The organism is Hassallia byssoidea VB512170, assembly GCF_000817785.2.
In the GTDB taxonomy this organism is placed as follows: domain Bacteria; phylum Cyanobacteriota; class Cyanobacteriia; order Cyanobacteriales; family Nostocaceae; genus Hassallia; species Hassallia carrinoi.
Genome location: NZ_JTCM02000015.1, coordinates 53,053 through 76,766 on the forward strand (window position 1 = coordinate 53,053; position 23,714 = coordinate 76,766).

The following is a 23,714-nucleotide window of genomic DNA, read 5'->3' on the forward strand; positions in this document are numbered from 1 at the left end:
ATACAATATTGTGAAACTGAAAATCAGGCTCTTTGCTGAGGTAAAGAAAGCAAATTAGCCACCAATCCCGCAAGATTGATTACTCCCTTCCCGCTCGAAGAATACCTATTTAACGAACCGCGTTCGGCTTTGCCGTTGCCGCAGGCTAGACACGCTCGTACACGAAGGAGGAAGGAAAAGAAGATAGGTAATTTTGTAGCGGGAAGGGAGTAGCTATAAACAGGTTATTTGTCAAATTTTGCTAGTAGGGTTAGCTAACTTATCGCAGCTGCGGGATCGTTGGCAGATTGAATTAGACTGGCTAGATGGGATACTGCTGCTGACAAGAAGCTTTGCACTCGCTTGTGGGAATCCCGCATCATTGCAGTTTTATAGGTAATGACAATCGACACAGCAGCGCTATTAACTCGCTCACTCGTAACTGTAGAATCCGATTTGAGTAATGCCTTTAAGCGTTGGACATATTTTGGATCGCTGGCAATTCGAGGTATGCGAAACCGCACTCTTCCGGGAATTGCATGAGCAACGCTATAAGCTACTTTTGCCGGTTGCTTTGTTTGTTGAATTACGGGCTGAGAATGAGTAGAGGATACCGAGTTGCTTTTAGTTTTAGACACTGACGCATCCAAAGAGGACTTTGGCTTTGTATCCTGTCTGGATTCTAGGTTCTTGGCAACTGGGTATAATTTGAATTGGTTTGCAGTTGCTGGTAGCACTTCTACATTACCAGCAAACTGAATCAAATTGCAAAGATGCGATCGCATTTCAACATCTGACATTACACCACAATTGTAAGTAATGACAATTGACCCGGCGGTAGTATTATTGATATTGATTTGCTGACTTATTACCAAAGGTTCATCGGCAAGTAAAGTTAGAAGGCGTTGCAGATATTTTGGATCTTCGCTAATTTGAGGTATGCAAAATCCCACTTGTCCGGGAAGTGCATAAGTAATGCTATATACTACCTTTGCAGGCGGCGTTACTGGGCAATTAATCTCGTCTGTGACTATTTGCCCTTGTTTTTTATCTAGATGCGATCGCATTTCCAACGTTAAACCAGCCATAATTTACCTTGAGTATTCCGCTTCAAACTGTGTCTTACGTTTCTAAAGGTAAGTTCGCCATAATACCTAAGGAGAAAGACATCGCTGGCGGTTTTAGGTTAGTCCACGGACTGGATAATGTTGACTGACTAACTTTTAAATTTGTTTGATTTGCCGTTGTTGTCTCTGTAATTTCCGCAGTCTGACTAATTTCTGATTGTTGGTATGTTGGCGGCTTTGTCTCTAGCGCCAACTCTATCAAACTCACCCAATGAGATAATGGTATCTCACTCTGCTGATAAGCGATCGCGATCGATGCTGCATCATAATTTACTCGCACGCTTGTAACTTGAGCATCGCTTTTTACTAATCTCTCAAGTCGCCGTCCATAAGCGCGATCGACAGCGATTTTCGGCACATTCAACCGAATTCGTCCATTAATTGCATGGACTACGCTGTAGTCAATCTTTGCAGGTGCTATCACTTCATTAGGTTTATCAACATTTGTTGACTTTTCTTCTTGGATTGATAATTTCGATTCGTCTTTTATGTCGCTTTTTATCGCAGAACTGGAATGATAATTTTTGTTTTTTTCTGATGTCGAAAGTTGACCAAGATAACCAATTACACCACGAGTTGCATCCGCTGCAATCATGTAGACTGGAATCGATACCCAGCCATAAATTCCCAACCCTCTTGTTACCGCCAAGCCTGTCATCATGGGAATTAAGGAAATGCCCTGTTCTTTCCAAAATGAAAGCGATTTCCAAGCGGCAAAAGGATCTAGATTGCTAGCTGAATCAGACTTTGCTTGCGGTTGGATGTCAAAATTCGAGTTTTTAGCTAAAATTTGCGGCAATGACAGCTTATCTTCATCAAAATTAATTATCAAACTGCCCGTTTGCTCATTCACACAAACTTCTCTGACTCCATCTAAGCAGCGTAAATCTTGGGCAATGCTGTCTAATATCGAGTTAAGACTACTGTCAGTAGTGCAAAGTCGCACCCGTCCGGTAGTTACATGAACTATTTGCAAGCCACCTGAGGGCTGTAACCCCGTTGACTGTTTTATAGTTTTAGTTGTACTCTGATTAACTTCATTGCTTTGTTGTGTAGAGATGTCAGGTGATATTTTAGCGGACAGATTTAATTTTTTGTGATTGCTGATACTTTTAGTCATTTACCCCATTACCCAATAGCTAAATCAAGCCAATAGGTTAACAATAAATTAAATGTAACGTAACTTTCAGGTTAAATCTATCTCTTCCGGATTATTTTATATAAAAAATTATTAAGAATTCGCTGTTGATATTCTTGCTCAGTAAGTATGTCTAAAGTAGTGTTCAATTAATCAAAAAATGGTGTAGATCTAGTAAAGCTGTAACTATTATTATTTGAATATCCTGATAATTCTACTTTTTAATCTTGAGACTCTTTAGAAAGAGGTTTTAATTCGGTTTGCGGCTCAGTTTTGATATTAACCGAAGTTGCGAGTTATTAAATGCAAATATACTTAGGACTTACGCAAAATTAAAGTAGGGGACCCTTCATGAATTGCCCCTACGTAAATTCAATTGGTAAGGCAACATGAGTGCGTAAGTCCGAATACTATTTCAGGCGATCGCAGAAGGAGAAAGTGGCGATCGCTAAAGCCTTTTCATCAAATTTCGCCTCAATGCCATAGCATAATATCATGTCCGCTTAATTAATATTAATAAAAACATTGCAACCGTCGTAGAGACGTTCCAGTGGAACGTCTCTACAATATAGGCAACTAACCCGACATGATATAACAGGGCGATGTTATAGCATAACAGGGCGATGCAATAACATAACATCGCGATGCAATAACATAACACAGCGATGCAATAACATAACATCGCGATGCAATAACATAACATCGCGATGCAATAACATAACATCGCGATGCAATAACATAACATCGCGATGTTATAGCATAACAGGTCGATGTATTCTACTTATATCGTGTCCGGTTGATTACTTATTAAACCAGAAGAACCCCACCCCGCCAAAGCTACGCTTCGTCTCCCCTCCCCGCAAGCGGGGAGGGGCTGATCGGGGTGGGGTGCAATGACTGTGTGAATCATAACTAATTATGCGGACATGATATTACACAGGAATGAGCGCAAAACTAAAGTAGGGGACCCTTCATGAATTGCCCCTACGTAAATTAAGTTTATACGCCATCAGGATGACAGCTTTGTTAACTCCAATTCTTGCTGTGAGACATAACTGGCACCTTTAATTAAATCAGCTGCCTTTTCAGCGATCGCAATTGTTGGTGCATTCGTATTTCCCGTAATAATATTTGGCATAATTGATGCATCGACAACACGCAATCCCTCAACCCCATATACTCGCAATTCCGGGTCTACAACCGCCATTGGGTCTATTCCCATCTTGCAAGTGCCGACAGGGTGGTAATCACTATCGCAAGTTTCTCGGACATAAGCTTGCAGTGCTTCATCGCTCTTATTGTCAGCACCGGGAGCGACTTCTTCACCTCGAAATTCATCAAAAGCACTTGTACCGAACAATTCACGAATTATTTTTATCCCTGCAACTAGCTTTTGCACATCAGATTCACTTTCAAGAAAGTTCATCCGAATTACAGGTGCGTCTTTAAAAGAAGCAGAACGCAGACTTACACTACCGCGACTTTGGGGATGGGTCAGACAAGCTGTACTAGCGAATCCCGAACCAGGACGAGCATAAGCAGGAGGCGCCCACAAAACCGGACCTGAGAACAACTGCAAATCTGGTACAGCATCTAAATTGCTTTCGCTATGCAAAAATAATCCAGCTTCAGCGATATTACTAGTTGCAGCAGGTTGCAAATCCTGAGTTGCTTGGTGTGCCACAGCTACCATTATGTGGTCTTGGAGGTTTTGACCGACACCTGGTAAATCAACTACTACGGGAATGCTTAATGCTTGCAGGTGTTCTGCATTGCCAATTCCGGAGAGCATTAGTAATTTTGGTGAATCGAAAGCACCAGCACTTAAAATCACTTCCTGGTTTACTCTGACTTGGTGCAGCGTCCCTTGGTGCATGTATTCTACCCCAACGATGCGCGTTTTCTCAAACAATAACCGAGTCACCAACGCTTCTGTTTGGGTTGTTAAATTGGGACGATTGAGAATTGGCAGCAAAAACGCAGCCGCCGTACTGTGTCGCTTACCATCTTTAATAGTTAACTGATAAATCCCCGCACCTTCTTGTTGCTCTGCGTTGAAGTCGGGGTTGTTATTATATCCGATTGCAACAGCAGCTTCGACAAATTTGTGTGAAGTCACAGCAGGGGCAATTGCATCGGTAACGCTCAACGCTCCATCGACACCGTGAACTTGACATGCTCCGCGTTGCTGGTTTTCAGATTTTTTGAAGTATGGCAACATATCTTGGTAACTCCAACCCGGATTGCCTAACTCTTGCCATTGGTCAAAATCGCGACGGTTGCCTCGGATATAAATCATGGCATTAATCGAACTGGTGCCACCCAAAACTTTCCCACGCGGACAATAGATTTTGCGGTTATTTATATACGGTTCTTCTTCTGAAAAATATGCCCAGTCAACTTCAGTACCCCATAATTTAGTCCAGTCGAGCGGGATTTGAATTTCTGGTTTATTAGCTGGGTTGCCAGCTTCGAGCAACAAGACTGTTGTTTGAGCATCTTCGGTGAGACGATTGGCGACAACGCAACCTGCCGAGCCTGCACCAATTACAATATAATCGTATTCAGCCATGATATCCTCTTTTTGTACACTTGTTGTTAGGGAAATAAAATTGTCAGTACGATAACACTTTTCATCATTATTTTTGCAATCCCAAATTATTGATGAGAAATTTCCCAATATTTACAGCGTCAACAGGTTGAGAGACACCAGAAACTTCTCCTGTATGCGTTTTCTTCACAAAATAGGCGATTAAGCGATAAATTAATTGATAAGCTACTGGTGGTGTAGAAACTTCCGCAGGCTGGATATTTGGGTCAACACGATAAGTTAGTCCACGATAAGTCAGATTATAAGCACAACCTTTATCGCGAACTGGTGCAAATGGTCGTGTTGCTTTTTTAGCAGCTTCTGCTGAGTTGTATTCGTAGCTAAGACCGCGATAGTAAAGTTTCATTTTTTTGCCTCGTGAATAAATTTATGACAGAATGAGTTTCGGAAGTTTCTGAGAGGATTTCCCTTTGCTTATATACTTATTGGGGAAAGCGAAATCAAATTATGCAGTTTTCTCCAATCAAAATGTAAGCGTTGGTAAAGTATAGTGAAAAACAAGAACCCCGACTTATTAAAGAAGTCGGGGTTCTGAAGACATCAACGTTTATTTTTCTCTGTTCTATTTAGCTTATTGGGAATACCTGAATTGAATTATGCAGTTTTTGGAAAAAAAAGAATATTTCTCAAAACCAGACAAACTCAAACAGCGTAAAATCACGTATCCTATTATAATAAAAGGTACTTATAAACCACGCAATCAAGTTGCCAAATCTGCTTGAATTGGCTGTTTTTATATTTGCTGCTTTAAATTTCTTTAACTCAGCATTGCTGGGTCATTTTCCATGCATTAGTCTAAAGTCGAGTCATAAGCCTGAGGAGTCAAAGCGTGAGGAGTCAAGAAAAACGAACAAGGAAGAACGATTTAAGCAAAAAGAGAAAATTGGTAATAGCTTTTACCTTTTACTTTTTACCTTTTAGCTTCTTTAACATCAAGCCTGCGATCGCGGCGACCCAAAGCCCTACATTAACGATAGTGCAGAGCCAAGAAAATACTAATCAGTGGACAGGGATAACAAACCGCTTGCAACAAGCCGGGGTAAACTATTGTGTGATTTCCTTGACAAATGTCAAGAGTGCGGCAGATTGGGGCGATCGCCAAGTGTTATTTTTACCGAATGTAGATACATTAACACCCGCACAAGCGATCGCTCTCGAAGAATGGATGAGCAAAGGTGGGCGATTAATTGCCTCAGGACCTGTAGGTACTTTATCAGCACCGGGAGTGCGGCAGTTATTGCAAACACTCTTAGGGGGTTATTGGGGATTTAGCCTCAATGATGCACAACAATTGCAACCCGCAAAAAACAACTTACAAAATTGGGCAAACCAAAACGGACTTTTTGGTAAAGTGCGCGGCGGTGTTGTCGTTGCTGATAATGCAAACAGTGAAGCTGCTGCTGTTTGGAATTCTAAAGATAATCCCGCCGCCGTCGTCGCAACTGAACGATCCACCTTTTTTGGCTGGCGTTGGGGAGTAGATACAGCTTCATCTCCTGAGTTAGATACTGCTTGGTTAAAAGCCGCTGTCAACCGTCATGTGAAAGAATCAGCAAATACCTCAAATAAAGTAGAAGGCGGTTCGCCAAACTGTTCTACATCCGTCGCCCTTGCTTCCCCCACTCCTGTTCGGACGGGGGAATCTCAAATAAAACCCCAAAGGGCGGGGGAATCTCAAATAAAACCCCAAAGGGCGGGGGAATCACGCCCCTACACGTCTTTCCCCGCACCTCTCACCGCCACTGCACCCCAATCTAGACCGATTCCTAATGTAAAACCGCCAAAGTCAGAAGAAGCGATCGATCAACTTGAACAAGCGGTACGTTTGGATGTTGTCCCGAACTCAAATGCACCGATTAGTAGTAGTGATGCGATCGCCTTACAACAAGAATTACAAAATCTCATCGGTCGAGTTGACAGCGCCAATTTAACCGCCAACGCCATTGACAACAATCCCCAAATTGTCAAGCAGGCGCAACCTACACAAGTAGCATCCACCAGACCGGGAGCGCTAGTTTCTACCACCAACCAAGCCAGAGAAATAGCCAAAAACTTACCTCAGTTAATTGCCCAACAAAAATACGCCGAAGCGCGTCAGCAATGGATTCAAGCAAAAGCCAATTTGTGGCAGCAGTTTCCCGTCGATCGCCAATTAGCCCAACCAGAAATTCGCGCCGTTTGGTTAGACAGAGGTACAATTGTCCGTGCTAGAAACGAACAGGGACTGGCTGAGATACTCGACCGGCTCTCAAAAGCCGGTATTAACACTATCTTTTTTGAAACCGTCAACGCCAGTTATACAATTTACCCAAGTCAAGTTGCGCCTCAGCAAAACCCCTTAACTCGTGGCTGGGACCCTTTAGCCGCAGCAGTGAAATTAGCCCATGAGCGCAACATGGAATTACACGCTTGGGTTTGGACATTTGCTGCTGGCAACCAGCGCCACAACGAAATTATCAACGCTCCTGCTAATTACCCAGGACCAGTGCTAGCGGCTCATCCCGACTGGGCAAACTACGATAACCGCGGTAACATGATTCCCGCAGGACAAACTAAGCCATTTTTCGACCAAGCTAATCCGGAAGTGCGGCAGTATTTACTTAGGCTGTATGAAGAAATTGTTACCCGCTATGATGTAGATGGGCTGCAACTAGACTACATTCGCTATCCTTTTCAAGACCCAGCCGCCGGCAGAATTTACGGTTATGGTAAAGCTGCCAGAGCGCAATTTCAACAACTTAATGGCGTAGATCCAATTAGTATTTCTCCCTCTCAACGGGATTTGTGGCAAAAGTGGACGGAATTTCGCACCCAGCAAGTTGATAGTTTTGTCGCTCAAGCTTCACAGCAGTTGCGACAAAAGCGACCTAATTTAATTGTCTCAGTTGCCGTATTTCCCCTGCCAGAACAAGAACGCATTCAGAAAATCCAACAGCATTGGGAAGTTTGGGCAAGACAGGGAGATATAGATTTAATTGTCCCCATGACTTATGCCTTAGATACTCCTCGCTTCCAGCGACTAGCACAACCTTGGATTGCTTCCACAAAATTAGGTGCAACTTTGTTAGTGCCGGGAATTCGCTTGCTTTCTTTGCCGGTAATTGGCGCATTCGATCAAATTCAGGTAATTAGGGACTTGCCAGTTAGCGGTTACGCATTGTTTGCCGCCGAAAATCTGACCAACGAGTTACAGAAAGTTTTTGGTAATACTCAAGGTAATATTCGCCAAGGTGAAATTATTCCTCACCGTCAACCTTTTAAAACTGCTGCCGTGCGTTACACAGCGCTGCAACGCGAATGGAAGTTTGTCTTGCAAAACGACCAATTGCGTTTACCTCAAACGACACTTTCAACTTTTAACAGCCAAACAGAAGTTTTGCAAAATGCTTTAGATCAGCTTTCTGCCGCACCTTCTACAAGTAAGTTAATAGCCGCAAGAGCAACGCTTACTCGCTTTCAGTCTCAATTCCGCACTTGGATGCGCCAAGAAAATATTGATAATCCTTATCAAGTTAGAGCCTGGGAAAATCGCCTCGCTACTATCGAAAGGTTATTGCGATACGGTGAGCGGGTGCAGTTGAGGCGATAGGAATGGGGATTTTAAAGAGGGGGAAAGGGTAAAGGGAAAAGGTAAAAGGCGTGGAAATAAAGAGTTATTTAAATCACTCCTGGATATTTTTCTGACCCTTTCCCCTTTCCCCTTTCCCCTTTCCCCTTTCCCCTTTCCCCTTTCCCCTTTCCCCTTTCCCCTTTCCCCTTCTATGCAAGCTTTGGCTGAATTTCTTCATCTACCATCAATAGAATCGGTAATTGATTTTTCTTTTTTGACTGTTGCACCTGCAACATCTGTAATGGATGCGATCGCGCTTTTGAGTCAGGAACAAGCTAGTGCTGTCTTGGTAATCGAAGATTCGCACACTCTTGGCTGGTTTACACCCCAAGATGTTCTGCGGCTAATTTCTCATGAAGTTGACTTGAAAACTACTCAGATTTCTCAAGTCATGAATTCTTCCGTAATTACGCTGAAAAAATCTGATTTTCACGATATCGCTACAGCTTTGTCATTGTTGCGCCAACATCAGTTGAGTTTAATTCCAATTCTTGATGAGCAAAATGAATTATTAGGTTTATTCACATTTCAAAGCATTTGTCAAGCACTAGAAACGAAAGTAAAAAAACGAGATTCTCTAGAGTCGGCGTCGCTAGTAGAGACGAATGAGGATGTATTTCGGCAACTTGTAGAAAACATTTGCGAAGTTTTCTTTGTGCGCGACCCGAAAGAGAATAAGATACTTTATGTTAGTCCGGCTTATGAAAAAATTTGGGGACGTAAGTGCGATCGTTTGTATGAAAATCCGCTCGACTTTACCGAAGCGATTCATCCGGAAGATCGCGATCGCATTATCAAAAGCATTGCCGCCCAAACATCCGGCAAGCCTTACGAACAAGAATACAGGATTTTGCGTCCCGACGGCGAAGTGCGTTGGATTTGGTCGCGAACTTTTCCCCTCAAAAATGAATTGGGAGAAGTTTACCGCATGACTGGCATTGCTCAAGACATTACTTTGGCAAAACAAGCGGCTGAGTTGTTGCGAGAAAGTGAAAAACGCTTTCACACAATGGCTGATTCCGCACCAGTGCTTATCTGGATGGCAGACACAGACGGGCTGTGTACGTTTTGCAACCAGGCTTTATTAGAATTCACTGGACGAACCCAAGAACAAGAATTAGGCAACGGTTGGACAGATAACATTCATCCCCAAGAGAAAGAGCGCTGTATAGATACTTACCTTTCAGCTTTTAATGCTCGTGAGTGCTTCCAGATGGAATATCGCCTCCGACGTGCAGATGGAGAGTATCGTTGGTTACTCGATAAAGCCATCCCCAGATTTACACCTGATAATAACTTTGCTGGTTACATCGGTTGCTGCATAGATATTACCGAACTCAAGCAAACGAACGAAGAGTTAGAAACACACATAGCAGAACGCACTAAAATTGTCAAACAAATGAATCGGCAACTAGTGCTAGAAATGGCAGATCGCCAGCATTTTGAAGACGAATTGCGGCGATCGCAGCAAATGTTGCAACTAGTGCTAAACAATATCCCCCAACGTGTTTTCTGGAAAGATAGAAATTCCGTTTACTTGGGTTGTAACCAAAATTTTGCTAATAGTGTCGGTTTTGACAATTCAGAAGATATTGTAGGTAAAACTGACTGCGATTTGCTTTGCAATCAACAAGAAGCGAGCTTTTATCGAAAGTGTGATGCGAAAGTAATGCAGACAAATACCCCTGAATATAAGATTGTCGCACCCCACACCCGAAGAGATGGTAAACAAACTTGGTTGGAGACAAATAAAGTCCCGCTTCATAACACCGAAGGTAATGTGGTGGGTATCCTTGGCACTTTTGAAGATATTACAGTCAAAAGACAGGCAGAATTAGCATTGCGCGAAACTCAGGAGCAACTGCAAGCAATTTTAGATCATTCTCCAGCAGTTATTTATATATTAGATACCGAGAATAGATTTTTGTTGATCAACCGTCAGTATGAAAAGCTATTTAACATTACGAATAAGGAAATCGTAGGTAAAAGCGTATATGATACTTGGTCTAAAGATGTTGCCGATGGGTTTGCGGTGAATAACCGCCAAGTACTCTTAAATAATATTCCCGTAGAAGCGGAAGAAGTTGTTCCCCAAGAAGATGGGTTGCACACTTACTTATCAGTTAAGTTTCCTTTACTTGATGCCAATGGCGTTGCTTATGGTGTATGTGGAATTTCTACAGACATTACAGAACGCAAACGCACCGAGTCAGAATTGCGCCAAAGTGAAGAACGCTTTCGCACTTTAGTTGAAGGTGTCAGAGACTACGCAATTTTTATGCTCTCACCACAAGGACAAATTGCTAGCTGGAACTTTGGCGCCCAAAGCATTACCGGATATCAAGAAGCAGAAATTATCGGGCAGCATTTCTCTTGCTTTCAAGGACTTGAGGATACTAGCAGCATAAATGAAGAATTAGAGATAGCAGCAGCAACAGGTCGATTTGAATGTGAAGGCGATCGCATCCGCAAAGATGGTTCGCACTTCTGGGCAAATATTGTAATTACAGCATTACGAGATGAAACTGGGTTACGTGGCTTTTGCCAATTTATCCACGATATCACTGAGCGAAAACAAGCAGAAGAAACTTTGCTACGTTTGCGAAAAGCAATCGAAAGTAGCAGCGATGCGATTGCGATAACTGACATCGACGGACAAGGAGTTTACCTCAATCCAGCGTTTATCGAATTGTTTGCTTACACAGTAGAAGAGTTAAATGCAGCCTCAGGACCATCTGCTATTTTTACAAAGAAGTCGGAATTTGAGAGAATATTTGAGACTGTGCAGCGTGGCGAGTCGTGGCGTGGTGAAGTGAGTTTGCAAACCCGTATTGGTCGCATTGTGCAAATTGATTTACGTGCCGATGCGATTAAAGATGCAGCGGGGAAAATTATCGGCACTGTTGGTATCCACACCGATATTACTGAGCGCAAGCGAGTAGAGCAAACTTTAAAACTACGCGATCGCGCGATCGCTACCTGCAACAATGGCATTATTATTTGTGATGTCAAATTGCCAGATTCGCCGCTTATCTATGTTAATGCTGCCTTTGAGCGAACGACCGGCTACACAGCAGTAGAAGTCATCGGACGCAATTGCCGTTTTCTCCAAGGTAGCGATACTCAACAACCAGAAATCAAGCAACTTCGTGCAGCTATACGGCAAGAAGAAGAATGCACGGTGATTATACGCAACTATCGTCAAGATGGTACTTTGTTTTGGAATAAATTAAACATTTCTCCGGTTTTTGATGTCGATGGTGTCTGCACCCACTATATCGGTATTCAAACCGATGTTAGCGAGCAGCAAGCTGCGCTACGCGAACGCAAGTTAGCAGAAACAATTCTACTGGTATTGCAACAAAGGCTGCAATATCTACTTGACTCTAGCCCTGGCGTGATTTATACCTGCAAAACTTCCGAAAATTACCGCACCACCTTCGTCAGCGAAAATATCGTCGCCATGCTGGGGTATCAAGCACAAGAATTTCTCAAATCTTCTAGCTTCTGGGCTAGCCACATTCACCCAGAAGACGCACCGCAGGTATTTGCTCAGATGTCAAGGATATTTGAACAAGAACAGTACAACCACGAATATCGCTTTTTGCATCAAGATGGGGTTTATCGGTGGATATACGACCAAGCGAAACTAGTGCGCGATCGAGCTGGCAATCCACTGGAAATTGTCGGTTACTGGGCAGATATTAGCGATCGCAAGCAATTAGAAGAGGAACTCAGAAGTGCGTTAGAAAAAGAAAAAGAACTTAACGAACTTAAATCTCGCTTTATCTCCATGACTTCCCATGAATTCCGCACCCCCTTGAGTACTATTCTTTCTTCTTGCGAGTTACTCGAACACTATCGGCACAAATGGACGCAAGAAAAACAACTCAATCATTTGCATCGCATTCAAAACGCAGTCAAGCGGATGACTGAAATGTTTAATGATGTTTTGTTTATTAGTAAGGAAGAAGCGGGAAAACTAGACTATAGAACACAAACCTTGGATTTGGTTCAATACTGCCGTCATTTGGTGGAAGAAGTGCAACAGAATCTCAGTTGTCAGCAATATGAAGCACAACCTGGTCCGGGTATTGCTTTTAGCAGTCAATATCAATTCATGCCATGTTGCATGGATGAAAACTTGCTGGAACACATTCTGAGTAACTTACTCTCAAATGCGATTAAGTATTCAAATATTGATTCCACCGTCAAGTTTACTTTGACTTTTGAGGATGAACGAGCAATATTTGTGATTCAAGACCAAGGTATTGGTATTCCTCAAGAAGACCTGCCTCACCTGTATGAATCTTTCCACCGTGCCACTAATGTTGGCAATCGCAAAGGAACCGGTTTAGGATTGGCGATTGTGAAAAAGTGTGTAGATATACACCAAGGTGAAATTTTTGTCAAGAGTGAACTAGGCGCTGGGACAACTTTTACTGTGATTCTACCTTTAAATAAAGCGGACGACTGATGAGTCCCTAATAAATTAGATACAACTGGAGATAAATCATGACTAAGATTTTAGTAATTGAAGATGAAAAAGCTGTTCGCGAAAACCTTTTGGAATTGCTAGAAGCTGAAGATTTTCAGACTGTTGCCGCTGCCAATGGACGAATTGGATTAGAGTTAGTAACCAGTGAAAATCCGGATTTAATTTTGTGCGACATGATGATGCCGGAAATAGACGGTTATGGGGTGTTAGCTTTCATTAGACAAGACCCGGTAACGGCAACAATTCCCTTTATTTTCCTCACAGCAAAGTCTAGCAGGTCTGACTTTCGTCATGGCATGAATTTGGGTGCTGATGACTATTTAACGAAACCATTTACTCGCGCTGAATTATTAAGTGCGATCGCGGGTCGTTTAAATAAGCAAGCTACTTGGAAAAAATATTTACCTCTGCAAACAGAAGTTCAAGAATTTCAAAGCGAAATTAACATAATTGAAGATATTTTACGCCATGCTTTAAATGACGGAGAACTTCAACAATTTTATGTTCAGTATCAACCAATAGTTGATATTAATTCGGGAAAAATTATTGGTGCTGAAAGTTTGTTACGTTGGCACAGCCCCCAATTGGGATTAGTATCACCCTCAGAATTGATTCCTTTAGCAGAATCTACTGGTTTAATTATTCCTATTGGCGAATGGGTATTGCAAACAGTCTGTAAACAAATTAAAATTTGGCGCGATGCTGGCTTTACTTCGTTACCTGTGGCTGTGAATTTATCATCACGTCAATTTACTCAAATAGATTTTAACCAAAAAGTTCTGGGATTTTTAAATGCAAACAATTTGCCACCAAGTTGCTTAGAACTAGAACTAACCGAAAGCATGATAATGCAAGATGTGAATAGTGCGATCGCTACTATGAATGAATTGCAATCTTTCGGAGTCAAAATTGCTATTGACGATTTCGGTACAGGTTATTCTTCTTTAATGTATCTGAAAAAATTACCGATTCATACCTTGAAAATCGACCGTTACTTTATCCAAAATATTGGTTATGACCACCAAAAGTCAGCAATTACAAAAGCATTAATTCAAATGGGACACAATTTAAATCTAAACGTAGTTGCTGAAGGTGTGGAAACCGAAGCCGAACTAGCTTATCTTAGGCAACACAACTGTGATGCTATGCAAGGTTTTCTCTTCAGTCGTCCTTTAGGCGTACCCGAATTTGAAAAATTGTTGTTTGCCGACAAACATCGATTTAAATAACAATGAATTTTGCTTTGGTAATAGGGCATGGGGCATCGGGCATTGAGAATTGGTAATTGGTAATTGGTAATTGGACAAAACCATTCCCCATTACCCATTACCCATTCCCCATTACCCATTACCCATTCCCCATTACCCATTACCCATTCCCCATTACCCATTCCCAATTCCCAATTCCCAATAAATCCGCTTTTAGGTAGGCGACAGTTTTCAAGTCATAAATCTACACTTAAATAGGTATGCATAATGATTTAAATTGCCGTTATGAAAGCCTCTGCGCGTTGGGTACTGCTAGCTTTACTACTGTCCGCAGCAGCTTGCGATCGAACTCGCGCTGATGAAGATACTCGCACAAAGCCAGTTTCTGCACCTTCACCTCAATTAGCGCAGAGTTCTTCGCAGTCGCCAAATATTGTCCGCACTAAACCACTTTCACCTACACCCATCCGCATCAACGTCAAAAATTTACCGCAAGCCTTCGCGACTAAAAGCGCTTCCAAGTCGCCTAATGTTGTGTCAATTCCGCAAAACCCGGTGTTGCGCGTACCCGCTGGCTTTAAAGTTAACGTTTTTGCGGAAAATTTAGATGCACCGCGCTGGTTGGCTTTAACTCCCAACGGTGATGTGCTGGTGACAGAAACTCGCCAAAACCGCATTCGCTTGTTACGTGACACCAACGGTGATGGTGTGGCTGATCAGCAAAAAACGTTTGCTAGTGCAGCAAATAAACTCAATCGACCTTTCGGTATGGCTTTTGCAGGTAATTCCTTTTTTCTGGGTAATACTGATGCTGTTTTACGGTTTCCCTACACTCAAGGACAGCAAATCTCTGGTGCGGGTACGAAAATCGCCGATCTTCCGGCTCAAGGTTACAACAATCACTGGACGCGCAATGTGGTAGTTTCACCTGATGGCAATAAATTATACGTTTCCGTTGGCTCAGGAACTAATGTAGATGAAGAACCGCTACCACGCGCTTCGGTGCAGGTGATGAATTTAGATGGTTCTGGGCAACAGACTTTTGCTTCAGGGTTGCGTAATCCAGTCGGTCTGGACTTTCACCCGGTAACAAAACAACTTTACACGACTGTCAACGAGCGAGATGGTATCGGCGATGATTTAGTGCCAGACTATTTGACACGCATCCAGCAAGGGGAATTTTACGGATGGCCCTATGCATACTTTTTACCAAGCAATCTTGACCCGCGTCAAACAAACAGTGGCAAAAGTAAACGTCCAGATTTGGTAGCGCGTACCCGCACGCCGGATGTGTTGTTTCAAGCACATTCCGCAGCATTGGGTTTGCAGTTTTATGACGGTAAGACGTTTCCAGAAAAATACCGCAACGGTGCTTTTGTGGCTTTTCGTGGATCTTGGAATCGCGATCGCGGTACTGGTTACAAAGTTGTTTTTGTCCCCTTTAATAATCAAGGGCGATCGCTTGGCTATTATGAAGACTTTCTCACCGGATTTCTCCTAAACCCAAGTGAACCTACTACTTGGGGGCGTCCTGTTGGCTTACTCGTCCTACCCGATGGTAGTTTACTGCTGACCGAAGAAGCGAATAATCGCATTTATCGAATTCAATATACGGGGAATCGGTAATGGGTAATGGGGAATGGTGAGTCCAGCGAGAAAGGGAGGGTTTCCAAGAGTGCGGGCTCTGGCTCTAGAGTTGGGGTAATGGGTAATGGGGAAAATTCCAACTCCTCACTCCTAACTCCCCACTCCTAACTCCCCACTCCCTACTCCCCACTCCCTACTCCCTACTCCCCACTCCCCACTCCCCACTCCCTACTCCCTAAAAGGAAATTGGGGAATAATAAAAAATACTGATACTTATCTTGTTGAGAGGTTTAATTATGACTCAAAATGAAAATACTTCCCAGTCAAATCTTGATGAATCTTCACACTCAGGTACACGTTACTGGGGTCATGTCGAGGTTATAGAAGAAGGAGAAACCTACAGAATTAGTCGGGTTGAAATCAAGCCCAGGCACAGCATTAAACCACAAATTCATTATCACCGTAATGAACATTGGGTTGTTGTCTCCGGTGTAGCAAAGGTTACTTGTGGACATCAGGAAATATTACTGAATCGCAATGAGTCCACTTATGTGCCTTCCGCAACATTGCATCAGGTAGAAAATCCCGGACATATTCCCCTAATTATTCTGGAAATTCAAAATGGTGAGTATTTGGGTGAAGATGATACGGAACGTCCTTACGAGCTAAATTTAGTTAAGTCCACAACTGAATAGGGCATTGGGCAATGGGCAATGGGCATTGGGAATGAGAGAGATTCTTTCCATGCCCCATGCCCGATGCCCGATGCCCCATGCCCCATGCCCATTGCCCAAATCAAAACCATCCTTCTTGTTCGAGGGTTTCAATTAACTGCAAGCCACGCGGATCGCCGACGCCTAAAAGCGAGGCTTTGGAGTCTTCTCGCACTCCTAAATCTGTATCTTCGGCAAAAGCTTGAATTAAAGCATCGATCGCTGTGGCATAAACGACGTTAGAAGGTAGTTCGCGGCACAACTGCCCGATCGCCCAAGCGCTGTTACTCCGCACTGCGGGTATGGGATCTTGTACTAAAGCCTCAATTAATGGTGCTATCGCCCCGACAACTGCCTCATAACTGACGGATGCCATCTGCGCTAAGGCACTAGCTGCCCATAATCGCACTGCGGAAATATCGGTTCTCAAGGCATCTGCTAAAGGCGCTAAAGAACGGCGATCGCGGCAGTTTCCTAAAGCCCAAACTACTCCTTTACGCACATAGCCATTCCAATCGCGGTTTAGTTGAGCAATTAAAGGTTCAACAGCATCTCGATTGGGATTGCGTCCAATACCATAAGCGGCACTCACCCGCACTAATGGGCAGGTATCAGTTAACAAGCGAATCAGATGCGGGGTAGCCCTGGCATCTTCAATGTCACAAAAAGCTCTTGCCGCTAGCATCCGTTGCTGCGGTTGGGGGTTTTCCAGGAGGGCTAGCATCAAATCTGGATCGGGCTTCGCCACAACTGATTCGGCAGTTATCGGCTCTATCCGATCTAAAGGGCTTTCTAGCTCCACCTCGGCATCTAGTAGGCTTAAGTCGTCTTCGTCATACATATTTCATTTCATTTGCAGCCGCGATCAAGATCAACAAATAACCCCCAATGCTAATAAGTCAAAGCCTGATATGTATCGGTTAAATTATACATTTTTCTATAACCTGCGTTAAATTTTCTTATAATCTAGAGATTTTACCATCCATAGAGACTGGGTTTGATAACCTAATTGATTGTAAAGATTTAATGCGGGTTGATTTGACTTAAAGACTTGCAAACCAATTTGGCGATCGCCTCTAGTGAGCGCCCAATTTTCTACATATTGCATCAAAGCTTTACCAATACCGCGTCGCCGATGTTCGCTCACCACATACAGCAAAAAGATATGAGCATGGCGATCGCCTCTAACTTGATCTATTGAATTTCCCACCCAGAGACAAGCGACGGGGGATGAGGAGGGGGCGAGTCCTTCCCTAGACAAATGGGGACAGGCTTCATCAAAAATAGTCGTGGGTAATTGCGGATCTACAAAACAAGCCTGTCCCCATTTGTCGTGGGTTTTTGCAAGGGTAGCTAAGAGATTGGGCACAGTGCCAGATAATTGAGTAACTTGAGGGATAGGACTTTGAATAATTCTTCAACTTAGTGACAACGAGAGGTATTTGATCCGTTATTAAAATATTTTTCAAACTTGAGGCTGCTCTCTCTGGTGTATAATTTCCATCCCGTTGTGTGTTACAGGTTAGCTTGACTAAGGCAGCGATGGCATCTTTGTCGCCAGCACCGATTTTCCCTAAAGAATTTGCTGCATACTCTGCTTGCCAACGGGCGGCTTTATCCGGTGGGTTGCTGATGAACTGCACTAAGGCAGCGATGGCATCTTTGTCGCCAGCACCGATTTCTCCTAAAGAATTTACTGCTCTCCTACGGGTGTCTCCAGATGATTTGTCCATTAGGTGGACTAAGGCAGTAATGGCATCTTTGTTGCCAGGGTCGATTTTCGCTAAAGATTCTACTGCTTGCTTACGGGTGTCTTCATTTTGTGCGTTGCCGATTAGATGGACTAAGGCAGCAATGGCATCTTTGTTGTCAGCGCCGTTGTCAGCGCCGATTCTCCCTAAAGATTCTACTGCTGTTCTACGGGTGTCTTCATTTTGTGCGTTGCCGATTAGATGGACTAAGGCAGCGATGGCATCTTTGTTGTCAGCACTGATTTTATATAAATTTTCTGCTGCTTTCTTACGGATGTCTTCATTCTGTGCATTGCGGATTAACTCGACTAAGGCAGCGATGGCATCCGGGTTGTTAGCACCGATTTTCCATAAAGAATATGCTGCTCGCCTACGAATGTTGGTTGTGTCCTGCGTGTTGAGGATTAGCTTGACTAAGGCAGGGATGCCATCTTTGTTGCCAGGGTCGATTTTCTCTAAAAATTCTGCTGCTTCCCTACGGGTGTCTTCATCCTGTGCGTTGTGGGTTAGGTAGACTAAAACATCGATGGCATCTTTTTTGCCAACGCCAATTTTCACTAAAGATTCTGCTGCTTTCTTACGGTTGCCTTCATACTGTGCTTTGCGGGTTAGCTTGACTAAGGCAGGGATGCCATCTTTGTTGCCAGGGTCGATTTTCTCTAAAGATTCTGCTGCTTCCCTACGGGTGTCTTCATTCTGTGCATTGCGGGTTAACTCGACTAAGGCAGCGATCGCATCTGAGTTTCTAGAGTCGATTTTTCCTAAAGATTCTGCTACTTGCCTACAGGTGTCTTCATCCTGTGGGTTGTGGGTTAGCTTGACTAAAGCCTGTGTTAAGGCAGCAATGGCATCTTTTTTGCGAGTGCAGATTTTCTCTAAAGAATTTACTGCTTGCTTATGGATTTCTCTATACTGTGGGTTGCCGATTAGCTCGACTAATGCGGCGATCGCATCCGAGTTGTCAACGCCGATTTTCTGTAAAGCGCCAAAGGCAGCATTGATCCCATTGTGGTAGCTAGGCTCCCATATATATAATTTGCCGTTTTCCCTTGAAGACTCTACAGCTCGCCTACGGGTTTCTTGATCCTGGATTAGCTTGATTAAGGCAGCAATCTCATCCGAGTTGCCAACTCCGATTTCCCCTAAAGACTCTACTGCTCGCCAACAGGTGTCTCCAGATGATTTGCCGATTAGCTCGACTAAGGCAGCGATGGCATCTTTGTCGCCAGCGCCGATTTTCCCTAAAGATATTGCTGCTAGCCCACGGATTACGTCATGGTAGTCTCTGCCATTGTGGGTTAGGTAGACTAAGGCATTGATGGCATCTTTGTTGCCAGCGCCGATTTCCCCTAAAAAATAGGGTGCTTTCTCACTTCTATATTCATACTGTGGGTTGAGGATTACATCGACTAAGGTGGCGATTGCTTTTTTTCTATTTGTCTGGAGCAATGCTGTCTTAGCCTCTTCTCTAATTTCTTCGTAATTAGCTCTGTACCTCCACGTCTCTTCTTGAAAGTACCACTTGACGATTGTCTTGACTATTTCCTCTGCTTTTTTACAACTTTCAAATTCAGCAAGCCCTGCTGCGGCAAGAAAATAGGCTCGATACAAATAAAAATCACCACACCCGGATTTGAAATTTATTAATTTTTGAATAAATTCATTCTTCAAGTTATCATCTACGTCACTACGCCCTAACCACAATAAAATCGGTTCTTTCCATTGTGGCTCAAAAATTCGGTAAAACTTGTCTTTTACAGGTCTATCTTTGTGTGATTCTGGTAGGAAAAAATCATAGCTTTCTACTGCTGTCGCTGCGAAATATTCTTGAAATGTGGGATGGAAGAATGCGTATACCTTCTCTCCTAAATTTTTTTCTTCTTCTGAAGGATAGCCTATATCCAACAGCCATCCTAAATTTAATGCCCACCAGAATGGTGTATTTTCTACGTTAGGGTTTCCAAGATATTTTTCGATAAAATTTTCTCGCAGTCTAAATCGAAAATCACTATTATCAATCGCGTCTATCGCCAATTCTCCTAATTTTATATTCAGTTTTTCAAATGTTGTTTTATTTGGTTCTTCTTCCTTTTTTTCAACCAATATTTTAAATTTCTCATTAGCATCATCTTTCCATTGATAATGCTTGTTTACAAGCAATTGATAGAAACCAGCTTTGGTTTCTGGTAATGTTTTTGAACCTTCCTTCCAAATGCGGCACAATAACGCTAAACGTAAAGGATTTTTTACTAAATTTCGCAGACGTTCCCGATTTTTTTCTTCTAGTTTATCTTGTAATTCTTTTGCTGTAGAGTTATCGTTTCCAAACCAATTACTAATAAACTGATGTACTTGCTCAGGGTAACTAAAGTCTAAAGTACGGTAAATATCAAATTTTTCATTCAGAGTATCCTTTTGTTGTTCCCACAGATTTAAACGACAACTCATTACAATGCTTACTGAATTAGCCCATCCTTTCGTTAGCTGTTCTTGAATTTTTTTCAAAGGATAACTAACCGCCATTTCATCTGCCCCATCTAATAGCAGCCAAATCTGACGAGTTTTCAGTAGTTCTTCAAATTTATCTTTCCATTTCTCTGGTGTTTCTCTACCCTCTTGCGATAAATTTCTTAACCATTGTTCAGACAAATGTTTATACAACCATCCCGGATCGCTAACATCTTCATCTTTCACTAACTCGTTGTTAAATTTAGCCAGATAAATCCAAATGGGGAAACCTTTTTCATAGTCTACTAATACCCAATCAGCTATTTTTCGTAAAAGAGTACTTTTCCCACCTCCGGGATCGCCAATAATCAGCAATCTTTTCCCTTGGTTGTTAGTGCTATCACTCTTCTTTAAGACTTCATCGAAAAACTCATCATTTTTATATTCTCTTACAACTTTACCTTTTTCAGGCTTATTGAAATCCGAACTTGTTGGATTTACTGAATTCTCGCTAGGTTTGGGTTGTGCATCTTTTTCACGCTCGATTAATCCAAGAGAAACGTAAATTTCATTTAAGTTTTTATCATTATTAAACCTTTTTAGCTGTATCAAGTCTTGATCGAGGCGTTCTTTAAACACTTTAGGCAACCAAAAGTTATAAGCCATAGGAATATCTAGGGCAAACCTTAATTCATTTTTTTCTATTTGTTGCTTACCACATTTAACCGCATTTTTAAATGAAAGAAACCCATTTTCTCTTTTACAATCTCCATTTCCTGGCAAAGTTTCACTATGAGCAAAACCAGTACACTCAACAGCCAAATATTCCTTGTTTTTGATTATCTTTTTCAATTTTTCTTTATCCTTTAGCGTTCCAAGCCCTTGCCAAAAGAGTTCTTGTGCGCCACGTCCGTCATTTTCCCAATCCCTAAATCGATGCATAAGAGATACGGCTGCTAAAGCATGACCATTAACAAGAATTAAGATCGGTAGTAAATCAAAATGACAACAAATAGCACAGAAAAGTATTGCTAAATCTAGACAAGTTCCTTGACGGTTATTGAGAAGAACCTCGGCTGGGCGTATTTTTTGTGGTTTATCCTGAATCCAAGAATGAAAATATTCATTTAGATCATATTCAATATTTTGCTGGCATAAAGCATTGTAAATTTCTTCAATCAACAAGAGAAGATTATCTGATTTTGAATGAGAGTCAAATCCACTAGCAGGCAAGTGGGAATTTTGTATAAACTGTTTAACCGCTTCCGACTCTCTAGCAAAATTTACAAATTTAACTAAACCTAATTCATCTGTTTTATCCCAAAATTCATTGCTCATAACTGCCAACATTGATAATGAACTGTAGTTTTTCACCTATTGATTCACATTCTCATTCAGTAATTATGAATAAATCATGCACAGCCTTTGGAGCTTCTGTGTCCACCCAGTTTGTTTGTACTTGCAACTTGTACAATCCTGGCGCAAGCTTATTAGGTTGTGGAGGCAACTGGTATTGGTTATCTTGCTTCTGCTCCAAGTCTACTTCTAGCTCCTCTTGTTCTTCGTTTGCATTGACTGGTGTAATAATCGCGCTTAAACCACCAAAGTTTTGTTTCTTTTTCAAAATATCAGAATCAATATTTATGATTTCTGCACCCAATATGACTTCTTCATCACGGAGATACAAGTCATCAACGGTGAGATTAATACCTGCGGTTGGCTTCAGAGACTGATCATTTTCAGGCGCACAATAGTCGCTTGTATGACCTTGTAGCTGTATTAATTTTTCTTCCAGTGATTTCCATACCTGGACATTACTTTGCAGCGCACCATGAGTCTCAACAAAACTTACATCTTGTAGCTTGCGATCCAAATCAACTGGGATTGCAGAAAACTTAGGTACGGTATTATCGCCAGTTGCATAACTAGCTTGAAGCGGTTGTTGAGTTTTTGGATTTGGTGGCAGTGTTTTATTACATGGTTTTAATCTGTCATTGGATAGTATTCCAGATTGAAACGTGCTATTTTGTCCTATACCGATTATTTGTTGGCATATATACAAACTACTGTTCCTAAGATTTTTGGGTAAATTAATTAGTTCAAGAAACTCCTGTGCCTCTTTTGCTCGGTTTATATTTACATGAGGTATATTAGTATCCTTTACATATAGCCAATTTTTATCAACATTCACTACCGGATACATTGGCAACAATTGATATATAGAAGTGAAAGAACGCAATACATCCGTCAAGTCTGGCAGTGGCTTTTTTTGGAAGCCATTAGCCAAAAAGTCTAATGCTTTCACAGAACCACGATAGGGAGTCCCCAAAGTAATTAGAGCTGTGCAATGTTCTGCACCGTCTAAATGTTCCAAATAATAACGAGAAACTAAGCCCCCCATACTATGAGCAATGATAATCACCTTAGCTTCAGGATGCGTCTTTTGCCATATCAGTAATTTTTCGTCAATCAGCTTTTTTAACAACCTAGCAGCAACCCTATTATCCCGTCGCCAGTCATAGGCAAACTCAAAATAGTTCTCGCCAGGATTTAAATCAAAGTTTTGAGTGAGTTTTTGCGAAATATAAGAGTAACCATCAAATATCTTGAAAAATTCGGGAACTATGGCTGGCTTCTTGATTAAACCTGTCGCTTTGATACCGTCATCCAAGTAATCTTTTTCTAGATCGTCTTTGTCTATTATTAGTGTTTCAAGAAATTGCCTTGGCTCTCGCTCAATTACAGCCTTAACAAAATAGTCAAATAAATCGGTGGCTGCTTGGGTGGCTGCTTGGGATGATAGATTCCAGATATCTTTTGAACCTTCTGAATTTTGTATTTGTAGTACACTGCCCATGATTCCAGGCACTAACACTACCATATCTTTCATTTCGTTTCTTTGCATTTACTCTTGCACTCCTGATTAAGGGTTTGCCTCAATTGTGTAACACTGGTAACAGGGATTGAAGTTTTTGGTAAGTAATTTCCATCGCTTGGATATTCGCAGTCAGGCTCGTATGAGCTTGTGAGCAAAATACCAAGAG

13 protein-coding genes are annotated in these 23,714 nt (G+C 42.2%); 5 read left to right on the top strand and 8 right to left on the bottom strand.

Features of this window, described 5'->3' with window-relative positions:
* Positions 1-254 precede the first annotated feature (254 nt).
* From PI95_RS10050 to PI95_RS10065, 4 genes are all read right to left on the bottom strand, one after another.
* Positions 255-1,067 (bottom strand): HMA2 domain-containing protein, encoded by an 813-nt coding sequence (locus PI95_RS10050; RefSeq protein WP_052325727.1) that lies wholly within the window; start codon positions 1,065-1,067, stop codon positions 255-257.
* Between the two features lie 34 nt (positions 1,068-1,101).
* Positions 1,102-2,226 carry an HMA2 domain-containing protein gene (locus PI95_RS10055; protein ID WP_039752447.1) on the bottom strand — a complete coding sequence of 375 codons (1,125 nt, stop codon included), beginning with the start codon at positions 2,224-2,226 and terminating at the stop codon, positions 1,102-1,104.
* 1,027 nt (positions 2,227-3,253) lie between these two features.
* The gene (locus tag PI95_RS10060) at positions 3,254-4,816 is read right to left on the bottom strand and encodes a GMC family oxidoreductase (protein ID WP_039752448.1); all 1,563 of its coding nucleotides are present in this window, start codon (positions 4,814-4,816) and stop codon (positions 3,254-3,256) included.
* 67 nt (positions 4,817-4,883) lie between these two features.
* Entirely contained in the window at positions 4,884-5,201 is a 318-nt protein-coding gene (locus PI95_RS10065) for a DUF4278 domain-containing protein (protein WP_039752449.1), read from the bottom strand.
* Between the two features lie 483 nt (positions 5,202-5,684).
* Between PI95_RS10065 and PI95_RS10070 the strand changes: the two genes are divergently transcribed.
* The 5 genes from PI95_RS10070 (at position 5,685) to PI95_RS10090 (ending at position 16,453) form a co-directional block, all read left to right on the top strand.
* Positions 5,685-8,444 (top strand): glycoside hydrolase family 10-like protein, encoded by a 2,760-nt coding sequence (locus PI95_RS10070; RefSeq protein WP_039752450.1) that lies wholly within the window; start codon positions 5,685-5,687, stop codon positions 8,442-8,444.
* 181 nt (positions 8,445-8,625) lie between these two features.
* Positions 8,626-12,942, top strand: coding sequence for a PAS domain S-box protein (locus tag PI95_RS10075; RefSeq protein WP_236117014.1), 4,317 nt, complete (start codon positions 8,626-8,628; stop codon positions 12,940-12,942).
* 38 nt (positions 12,943-12,980) lie between these two features.
* Entirely contained in the window at positions 12,981-14,192 is a 1,212-nt protein-coding gene (locus PI95_RS10080) for an EAL domain-containing response regulator (RefSeq protein WP_039752451.1), read from the top strand.
* A 264-nt stretch (positions 14,193-14,456) separates the two neighbouring features.
* The gene (locus PI95_RS10085) at positions 14,457-15,797 is read left to right on the top strand and encodes a PQQ-dependent sugar dehydrogenase (RefSeq protein ID WP_201280385.1); all 1,341 of its coding nucleotides are present in this window, start codon (positions 14,457-14,459) and stop codon (positions 15,795-15,797) included.
* Positions 15,798-16,054: 257 nt separating this feature from the next.
* Positions 16,055-16,453, top strand: coding sequence for a phosphomannose isomerase type II C-terminal cupin domain (locus PI95_RS10090; protein WP_039752453.1), 399 nt, complete (start codon positions 16,055-16,057; stop codon positions 16,451-16,453).
* A 100-nt stretch (positions 16,454-16,553) separates the two neighbouring features.
* Here the strand turns inward: PI95_RS10090 and PI95_RS10095 are convergent, their stop codons facing one another.
* The 4 genes from PI95_RS10095 to PI95_RS10110 all read right to left on the bottom strand — a co-directional run bounded on the left by PI95_RS10095 (position 16,554) and on the right by PI95_RS10110 (position 23,575).
* On the bottom strand, positions 16,554-17,312 hold the full coding sequence (locus tag PI95_RS10095) for a HEAT repeat domain-containing protein (RefSeq protein ID WP_039752454.1): 759 nt from the start codon (positions 17,310-17,312) through the stop codon (positions 16,554-16,556).
* A 108-nt stretch (positions 17,313-17,420) separates the two neighbouring features.
* Positions 17,421-17,840, bottom strand: a complete 420-nt coding sequence (locus PI95_RS10100) for a GNAT family N-acetyltransferase (protein WP_336507195.1) — start codon at positions 17,838-17,840, stop codon at positions 17,421-17,423.
* Positions 17,749-22,008 (bottom strand): HEAT repeat domain-containing protein, encoded by a 4,260-nt coding sequence (locus tag PI95_RS10105; RefSeq protein WP_163518761.1) that lies wholly within the window; start codon positions 22,006-22,008, stop codon positions 17,749-17,751. Before PI95_RS10105 ends, PI95_RS10100 begins: the two co-directional genes overlap by 92 nt.
* A 52-nt stretch (positions 22,009-22,060) precedes the next feature.
* Positions 22,061-23,575 carry an esterase/lipase family protein gene (locus PI95_RS10110; protein WP_039744317.1) on the bottom strand — a complete coding sequence of 505 codons (1,515 nt, stop codon included), beginning with the start codon at positions 23,573-23,575 and terminating at the stop codon, positions 22,061-22,063.
* Positions 23,576-23,714 lie beyond the last annotated feature (139 nt).

Excerpts from the sequence above, each read along its gene's own strand:
- PI95_RS10055 (WP_039752447.1), bottom strand. The coding sequence starts at position 2,226 with ATGACTAAAAGTATCAGCAATCACAAAAAATTAAATCTGTCCGCTAAA.
- PI95_RS10095 (WP_039752454.1), bottom strand. The coding sequence starts at position 17,312 with ATGTATGACGAAGACGACTTAAGCCTACTAGATGCCGAGGTGGAGCTA.
- PI95_RS10090 (WP_039752453.1), top strand. The coding sequence starts at position 16,055 with ATGACTCAAAATGAAAATACTTCCCAGTCAAATCTTGATGAATCTTCA.
- PI95_RS10050 (WP_052325727.1), bottom strand. The coding sequence starts at position 1,067 with ATGGCTGGTTTAACGTTGGAAATGCGATCGCATCTAGATAAAAAACAA.
- PI95_RS10110 (WP_039744317.1), bottom strand. The coding sequence starts at position 23,575 with ATGCAAAGAAACGAAATGAAAGATATGGTAGTGTTAGTGCCTGGAATC.
- PI95_RS10080 (WP_039752451.1), top strand. The coding sequence starts at position 12,981 with ATGACTAAGATTTTAGTAATTGAAGATGAAAAAGCTGTTCGCGAAAAC.
- PI95_RS10105 (WP_163518761.1), bottom strand. The coding sequence starts at position 22,008 with ATGAGCAATGAATTTTGGGATAAAACAGATGAATTAGGTTTAGTTAAA.
- PI95_RS10085 (WP_201280385.1), top strand. The coding sequence starts at position 14,457 with ATGAAAGCCTCTGCGCGTTGGGTACTGCTAGCTTTACTACTGTCCGCA.
- PI95_RS10060 (WP_039752448.1), bottom strand. The coding sequence starts at position 4,816 with ATGGCTGAATACGATTATATTGTAATTGGTGCAGGCTCGGCAGGTTGC.
- PI95_RS10065 (WP_039752449.1), bottom strand. The coding sequence starts at position 5,201 with ATGAAACTTTACTATCGCGGTCTTAGCTACGAATACAACTCAGCAGAA.